We start from the raw sequence: 6,416 nt of genomic DNA on the forward strand, positions 1-6,416 counted from the left end.
ACCCCCCCCCCCCCGCCCCCGCCCCCCCCCGGGGGGGGGGGGCGCGGGGGGGGGGGCCCCCCCCCCCCCCCCCCCCCCCCCCCCCGGCCCGGACACGATCGGCCGACGCGACCCCGCCGGCCACCGCGCCCCGCCGCGCGCTTCCGTCGGCTCAAGCCGCCACGGCACTCTCCCGCTGCTCCGGCACGTCGGCCGACTGCGGGCAGTTGTCGTCCAGCAGCGTCTTCTCGTCGAACGGCAGCTCACCCGCGAGCACCAGCTGCACGCGACCCTTGTCGATCTCCTTGGTCCACACGCCGATCAGCACCGTGGCCACCGCGTTGCCGGCGAAGTTCGTCAGCGCGCGGGCCTCGCTCATGAAGCGGTCGATGCCGACGATCAGACCGACGCCGTCCACCAGCGCGGGCTTGTGCGACTGGAGGCCGCCTGCCAGCGTGGCCAGACCGGCGCCGCTCACGCCCGCCGCGCCCTTCGAGGCCAGCAGCAGGAAGAGCAGCAGGGGGATCTGCTCGCCGACCGACATCGGCGTGCCGAGCGCGTCGGCGATGTAGAGAGACGCCATGGTCATGTAGATCATGGTGCCGTCGAGGTTGAAGGAGTAACCGGTCGGCACCGTGATGCCGACGACCGGCTTGCTGACGCCCAGGTGCTCCATCTTCGCGATGAGCCGCGGCAGTGCGGACTCGGAGGAGGAGGTGGACAGGATCAGCAGGAACTCACGGGCGAGGTACTTGAACAGCGAGAAGATGTTCAGCCCGGCGATGGCCCGGAGCATCGCGCCCAGCACCACGAAGACGAACAGCACGCAGGTGACGTAGAAACCGAGCATCAGCACGGCGAGGCTCTTGAGCGCGTCCAGCCCGGCGGAGCCGACGACGGCGGCGATGGCACCGAACGCACCGATCGGGGCCGCCCACATGATCATGCCCAGGATGCGGAAGACGAGCCGCTGGATGTGCTCGATGCCCCGCAGCACCGGCTGCCCGGCCGATCCCATGGCCTGCAGCGCGAACCCGGCGAGCAGCGCGATCAGCAGCGTCTGCAGCACCTGGCCCTCGGTGAAGGCGGAGACGAAGGTGGTCGGAATGATCGACAGCACGAACTCGACGCCGCCGAGCGCCTCGGAGTCCACCTGGGCGTGCCCGGTGGCCTTGAGGGCGTTAGTGATGTGCAGCCCGTCACCGGGGTGCAGGATGTTGCCGACGACCAGGCCGATGGTCAGCGCGACCAGCGACATCACCAGGAAGTAGCCCAGTGCGATACCACCCACGGTGCCGACCTTGGCGGCCTTCCGCACGGACCCGATCCCGAGCACGATCGTGCAGAAGATGATCGGCGAGATCATCATCTTGATCAGGTTGACGAACCCGGTGCCCAGGGGCTTGAGCTCGACGCCCGCGTCGGGCCAGATGAGCCCCACGGCGATGCCCAGGGCCACCGCGACGATCACGGCGATGTACAGGTAATGGGTACGGTCCCGCTTCACGGTGGGTGTGACAGGTGCCGTTGGCGTCATTGTCACGGCTGCCTCCTTGACGTCATCGTCGGTCAAACCCGGCGTGCGGCTCACGTCCGGGGTCTTTCGGAGCTGTGGGGGTTACGGGGGGGTGTGTGGGAGGAGGAATGCCGTGACTATCTCTCGCCCTGTGACAGCGGTCACCGTTGCGTTCTTTTAGTTCACGTAGATCACACACGGTCTGAGGAGGGACACTGCCGACATGCGCCTGCTCTCCCTCGCCAGGCCCCGTACTCTGGCGGGCCAGCTCTTTGCCATGCAGGCCGTGCTGATCACAGTCGTGGTGGTCGGCTACGCACTGTTCACCTACGTCAGCGACCGCCACCGGGCAGAAGACGCTGCCGGCCGCCAGGCACTGGCGGTCGCCCACTCGGTCGCGGACTCCCCCAACGTGCGGGAGGCCATCCGCACGCCCGACCCGACAGCCGCCCTGGAACCTTGGTCACTGACGGTCCAAAAAGACACCGGCGTCGACTTCGTCACGATCATGAGCCCCCAAGGCATCCGCTGGACCCACCCCGACCGGTCCCAGATCGGCAAACCCTTCCTGGGCCACATACACGCCGCCCAACAGGGCGGCTCCTTCACCGAGACGTATACCGGCACACTTGGCGCGTCCATACGCGCGGTCACCCCGGTACGGGACGGCCCCGCGGTGATCGGCCTGGTCAGCGCTGGCATCAAGGTGGAGGCAATCAGCCAGCGAGTACAGGACCAGGTGACGGCTCTGTTCGGGGTCGCGGCCGGCGCCCTCGCACTGGGCGGGATCGGCACCTACGTCATCAACGCCCGGCTGCGCCGGCACACACACGGCATGAACGCGGCCGAGCTCAGCCAGATGCACGACTACCACCAGGCCGCGCTGCACGCCGTGCGCGAGGGACTGCTAATGCTGGATGCGCAGTACCAGGTGGCCCTCATCAACGACGGCGGCCGGGAGCTTTTGGGAGTGGGCATCGAGGATGACGTGGTGGGCAGGCCGGTGGACGAGCTGGGCTTGCCAACGCCGCTGACCTGCGCCCTGCTGGCGTCGCAGCCACGGGTGGACGAGGTGCACCTAACGAACTCGCGCGTCCTGGTGGTCAACACCTCGCCGGTCAGCGGCGGCGAGCGGAGGGGCACCGTGGCCACCTTGCGGGACGTCACCGAACTCCAGTCCCTGATGGGCGAGCTGGACTCCGAACGCGGCTTCACACAGGCGCTGCACTCCCAGGCGCACGAGGCGGCGAACCGGCTGCACACCGTGGTGTCCCTGATCGAACTGGGCCGCGCGGACGAGGCGGCGAACTTCGCCACGGCGGAACTCGAGCTGGCTCAGACGCTGACGGACCAAGTGGTCGCCGCAGTCGGCGAACCGGTCCTCGCAGCCCTACTGCTGGGCAAGACGGCCCAGGCCAACGAACGAGGCGTGGAACTCGTGGTGTCGCCGGACAGCTGCCTGGACGACGGGCTACTCCCGAAAAGCCTGCCAGCCCGGGACCTGGTGACGATCCTCGGCAACCTCATCGACAACGCGGTGGACGCGGCGCAAGGCAGCGCCGGCGCCCGGGTCACGGTGACGGCACGCACCCAGGATGCGGGGCTACTACTGCGGGTGACGGACACCGGGGCCGGCGTCAATCCCCTTTACATGGAACAGGTATTCCAGCGCGGGTTCTCCACGAAGCCCGCCGGGCCGGGAGGCCGCGGACTGGGCCTGGCACTGGTGCGGCAGGCGGTGACCCGGCACGAAGGGACCCTGAAGGTGGCCGGGGCCGAGGGCGGCGGCGCTGTGTTCGAGGCGTGGCTGCCGCTGCGACAGGCGCGGGACCGGGCGGGGAACGGCGTATGACTGCGGAGCACGCCATCCGCGTCCTGGTGGTGGAGGATGACGCGGTCGCGGCCGACGCGCACGTTCTCTACGTGGACCGGGTGCCGGGATTCGTCGCGGTCGGTAAGGCGCATACCGGTGCGCAGGCCCGCCGCCTATTGGATCGCACCCAGGTGGACCTGCTCCTGCTCGACCTGCACCTGCCGGACGTGCACGGGCTGCAACTGGCCCGGTCGCTGCGGGCGGCCGGCCGTCACGCGGACGTGATAGCGGTGACCTCGGCGCGGGATCTGGCGGTGGTACGGGAGGGTGTCTCGCTGGGCGTGGTCCAGTATGTGCTCAAGCCCTTCACGTTCGCGACACTGCGGGACAGGCTGGTGCGGTACGCGCAGTTCAGGACGGCAGCGGGCGAGGCCAGCGGGCAGGACGAGGTGGATCGGGCGCTGGCCGCCCTCCGGGCCCCCAGCCCCGCCGCGCCGCCGAAGGGCCTGAGCGCTCCGACCCTGGAGCGTGTCTCCGTGACGCTGCGGGACTGCGCCGACGGCCTGACCGCGACCGGGATTGCCGAGGCGGTCGGCATCTCCCGCATCACGGCCCGCCGCTACCTGGAGCACCTGGTGGACACGGGTCGCGCGGCCCGCGCTCCGCAGTACGGGACAGTGGGACGGCCGGAGTTGCAGTACCGCTGGGTGACGGGACAGGGCTGATCGGTCAATCCGCCTCACACGCGGATCGTGATCTGCGTGTCGCCACACGAGGCGTAGCACTCGCAACCGCAGCCACGTGTGTGGCACGTATGTTTGACGGTCCCGTCCCGGTTGTGCGCGCCGCGGAGGAGTTGACGTAACGATCTGTGGGCGTCAAGATCAGGGCCACTGCCCGGACTGCCGTCAAGATCGATGCCACTACCGGGACCCGACAGCCGCGCTGCCTGTCGACGAAGCCACCACAAAGCGGGAGCGGTCGGCTGCCTCGGGTGTGCGGATCTTCGGGCAGGTCCAGCCGAGGGTCTGCTTGAAGAGGCGGAAGGTGTGCTCGATGTCGAAGCGCCGCAGGTAGGCCTGCCAGAGACGGTCGGCGTCTGCCGCAGTGGCGTCGGTGCCTGACCACCACAGCCAGACCGGCTTCGGTCTTGCTCCGCTGGGCAGGTGGCCGATGTCCAGGCGGATCACCGTGCCTTCGACGACCGGGAGGGTGCCGTCGGCGGTGGCCCAGGAGGAGCGGTGGGTGAGCCTGGGGTGCAGCCGGTCCCAGGAGCGGGCCCTGGCGGTGCCGTAAAGACGTGTGTCGGTGACGGTTTCGGTGTCCGGGACGCCCCAGGGGTCGGGCTGCCCGAAGACGAATTCGCCGCCGTGCCGGGGTGGGCGGCCCATCGTGTGTGGCTGGCGGGGTGGAACGGCCCTGCGCAGGACCCGGTCTGAGCGCATCCGGGCGAGCACCTGGACCGGCAGGTCTTGGAGCAGGAACGCAAGACGGGGTGCGTCGTATCCGGCGTCCGCGATGACGAGAACGTCGGGGTCGCCCTCCTGCCACTGCCCGGCGGTGATCAGCCGGTGGAGCAAGTCACGCAGCTGCCGGGCGGTGACGGTGGCGTTGTCGTCTCCGGGGGCCAGGCGAAGCGCGTCCAAAGGCGCGGTCCAGGAACTGCGCCCCAGCTCGAGTGCGCAGATGATCGAGTACGGCCAGCCAGGGACGGTGATGTGCTGGTCTTTGCCCCGGCCGTAGGTGTGACACAGGATCCGCTGCGGTGAGGTGTGAGCATCGGGGCGTAGCCAGCAGGTGATGTCGATGGCCAGGACCAGCCGGCCGTCGACTGCCCGCGGCAGCGGCACCGCGGCCAGGGCCCGCCGCAGCCGGCCGGTATCGACCCTGCCCCGGGCGAGGGCGGCATAGAGCCCGCCATGACCACGGCGGTGTTCGCCGACCAGCGACAGTTCGGCCAGCGACCTCACCCGTCCGTCGCCGCACAGAACAGCGTCAGCCAGCTCGAACAACGCATCCGAACGAGCGGTGAGGCAGGAGTAGAACTCGCCCCGGAAGCATGACAGTTCCGCCAACGGCTCTTGCCGGGCGTCGTGATGCAGCAGACTCATCTTCACGGCCTTCGTGCTGGACATGTGTGTTCCTTGATCGGAGCACATGTTCAGACGAAGGCAGCTTTGATGTACGGCGGTTACCGGACCGAGTGATCAAGTTCGAGGCACCATTCGACGCCGGCCGTTAAAGATCAAGCTACGGGCACATCAAGAAGACCAAGAACCACTCGAAGTTCCTGGAGTTCTGCCACTACCCGCGCAGCCTCTACCCAACCGACGTGCACATCGCCATCGTCTGCGACAGCTTCTCCCCACACCTGACCACCAAGCGCTGCCACTCGGTCGCGGAATGGGCCGAGGCGGACAACGTCAAGATCGGCTACACACCGACAAACAGCTTCTGGCTCAACCGCGTCGAGGGCCAGTTCACCGCCCTGCGCTACTTCGCCCTCGACGGCACCGACCACCCCACCCACAAGGCCCAGGTCAGCATGATCCGCCGCTACATCATCTGGCGGAACAAGAACGCCACCGACAAGCACCTCACAGCCCTCGTGAGCAGGACCAATGCAGCCTGACCTGCGACGGGAAAGGGATACATGACCTCCCGACCCCGCAACGAGACCACGGCCCTCTCACCCGATCACGCAACCTGTGACGTCCCTGACCTTCCGCCGCCAGCCGCTCCGTGGAGATCCTTCGGATGCTATACCTAACACGTATGTCTACGTGACAACGCGAGCGTCGGCACGGCGCGGAGAGCCTGAGCCTTGCCGGGTCGGCCCGCGGTGCGCTGGACCGACTGCGGTGCGCCGGGCTGGGTTGGGATGATGGCCGCCTGCTGGCGGTGCCAGCCGCGGGCTGTGGTGGTGCGGGTGGGTGGTGGTGCGGTGTGCGGGTTGTGCGGGTCCGGACGCGGCTGGTCGTGTTTCGAGTGATGGGTGTGGTTCGTGCAGGAAGAGCCTTGGTACAACGGGATCGTTGTATTTCTGACTGGTATGAACGTTCCGTTGGGGTCGTCGGAGCGTATGTATCAGGAGGTGCAGGTTCCGCA

3 protein-coding genes and 2 pseudogenes are annotated in these 6,416 nt (G+C 68.5%); 3 read left to right on the plus strand and 2 right to left on the minus strand.

The window, feature by feature from the left end; all coding sequences use genetic code 11:
• Positions 1 to 151 precede the first annotated feature (151 nt).
• Positions 152 to 1,516, minus strand: coding sequence for a cation:dicarboxylate symporter family transporter (locus tag ACFYOH_RS44240; protein WP_388637900.1), 1,365 nt, complete (start codon positions 1,514 to 1,516; stop codon positions 152 to 154).
• A 202-nt stretch (positions 1,517 to 1,718) separates the two neighbouring features.
• Here ACFYOH_RS44240 and ACFYOH_RS44245 point away from each other — a divergent pair, with 202 nt between their 5' ends.
• Both ACFYOH_RS44245 and ACFYOH_RS44250 read left to right on the plus strand, forming a co-directional pair.
• Complete coding sequence (locus ACFYOH_RS44245) at positions 1,719 to 3,347, plus strand: ATP-binding protein (protein WP_388637894.1); 1,629 nt, start codon at positions 1,719 to 1,721, stop codon at positions 3,345 to 3,347.
• Entirely contained in the window at positions 3,344 to 4,033 is a 690-nt protein-coding gene (locus tag ACFYOH_RS44250; RefSeq protein WP_388637897.1) for a response regulator, read from the plus strand. The genes ACFYOH_RS44245 and ACFYOH_RS44250 overlap by 4 nt, the downstream gene beginning before the upstream one ends.
• Before the next feature lie 228 nt (positions 4,034 to 4,261).
• Here the strand turns inward: ACFYOH_RS44250 and ACFYOH_RS44255 are convergent.
• Positions 4,262 to 5,419, minus strand: a pseudogene (locus ACFYOH_RS44255) (NF041680 family putative transposase); the annotation flags it as partial.
• Positions 5,420 to 5,559: 140 nt separating this feature from the next.
• Between ACFYOH_RS44255 and ACFYOH_RS44260 the strand changes: the two are divergent.
• Positions 5,560 to 5,940: pseudogene (locus tag ACFYOH_RS44260) on the plus strand (hypothetical protein); the annotation flags it as partial.
• Between the last annotated feature and the right edge of the window lie 476 nt (positions 5,941 to 6,416).

The sequence above is a fragment of the Streptomyces sp. NPDC007856 genome (assembly GCF_042868225.1).
Lineage (GTDB): Bacteria > Actinomycetota > Actinomycetes > Streptomycetales > Streptomycetaceae > Streptomyces.